Genomic DNA, 1,541 nt, shown 5'->3' with positions numbered 1-1,541 from the left:
GGCCGAGCCAGTCGAGGCCGTTGTGCAGGATGTGTTCGAACAGGTCGGTGACGCTGTCGGCGCGTCGCTGCTCGGCGGTGCGGTCGTCGCGGGTGTCTTGACCCGGTGCGGGGCCGCCGTGGGCGTCGCTTGGGTCACCGTCTTTGGTCGTGTCGCTGGTGTGGGTGTTGCGTGCGGTGCTGTCCTGGGTTGCCCGGTGGTTGCGGGTGTCCGGGGCGGCACCGGCCTCTGTTGCCTCTGTTGCCTCTGTTGCCTCTGTTGCCTCTGCTGCCTTGGTTGCCGTTGTTGGCTTCGCTGCCGCTCGGTCGGCGCGGTCGGTCTCGGCCGCGTGGGTGGCTGCCGCTGCTGCGGCGCTGCCGGGCTCGGTGGCCTCGGTGGCCTCGGTGGCGTCGGTGTCGTCGGTGGGCTCGGTGTCGTCGGTGGCGTCGGTGGTGTCGGTGGAGTCGGTGGTGTTCGTGGGGTCCGTGCTCGCGTGGGTGGCGTGAGGCGCAGGTGTGCCGTGTGGGGTGTTGTCGGGGTCGGTGGTTGGCGCGGCGGACTCGGAGGTGCCGTCGCGGTCGTCGCGGTCGTCGCGGGTGGGTTCGGCGCCGGGGTCGCCGGTGTTTTCGGAGGTGTGTCCGTCGCGGTGGATCGCGCCGGGGGTGGCGGTGTGGTCGCCGCGGGGGCGATTGGCGGGTTGGCTGCCGGATGCGTCGTGGCCGCTGCCGCGGGTGTTGGTGGTGGTGTCGGGTGGGGGTGGGGTTCGGCGTTTGGTGAGGTCGGCGATGGCTTGGATGACGACCCACATTTGCTGGATTTTGTCGGCGGTGTGGACGACCCAGAGGCCGGCCATGCCGTCGGTGAGGGGGACGATTTTGCAGGTGCGTTCGGTGACGGCGGCGCGGTGCTGGTCGGCTTGTTCGGCGGCGGTGTGTTTGGCGACTTGGCGGCGTAGTGATTTGTTCAGGCCGGCGTGGGTTTGGCCGGCCGCGCGGCGCAGGACGTGGGTTTCGACGGCGTGGGCGGCGGCCGGGTTGAGGTGGCGGGTGGCTTCGGAGATGGCCAGGGCCTTGGACCAGGTCAGGGCGCCGCAGCGCAGTGCGGTGTGGGTGGCGGTCAGGGTGGCGGTGAGGTGGAGGGCGGTGTCGATGTGCCGGGCGATGGTGGTGGGGGACAGTCGCAGGGCGGCGGCGATTTCGGCGGCCCAGGAGCGTTCGGGGTCGAGTGGGCGGCCGGTGGTGTCGATCTGGGACGGGCGGGGGATCTCGACGGACTGGGCTTCGCGTTGCCGGTAGAACGACGCGATGGTGGAGGTTTTGAGCGCGGCGGCCCAGGATTCCAGCCTGGTCGCGGCCTTCATCGCCTCGATCAGGGCGATCGGTGACTCGCACTGGGGGCGGAGTTGTTCCAGCGCGGCGGCGAGTTCGGCGCCGGGTGGCAGGCTGACCCAGGCTGGTGCCTTCGCGTGGAGCATGGCGCGTTCGGCGTCGTCTTGTTCGGCGGCGGCCCACAGTTCCCATTCCAGGGCCTCGATCCGCGACATCGGCGGCAGGTCGTCGTAC

1 protein-coding gene is annotated in these 1,541 nt (G+C 70.9%); it reads right to left on the bottom strand.

Annotated features, from left to right (window positions below; genetic code table 11):
* On the bottom strand, positions 1-1,541 hold a 1,541-nt coding region (locus AB0B82_RS35405), incomplete at both ends, for a DUF222 domain-containing protein (RefSeq protein WP_360178969.1).

Origin of the sequence: Kribbella sp. NPDC048915, assembly GCF_040649595.1 — a bacterium.
Classification (GTDB): Bacteria; Actinomycetota; Actinomycetes; order Propionibacteriales; family Kribbellaceae; genus Kribbella.
The sequence above is the reverse complement of the archived record's forward strand: the minus strand, read 5'-3'. Positions and strand labels throughout refer to the sequence as shown.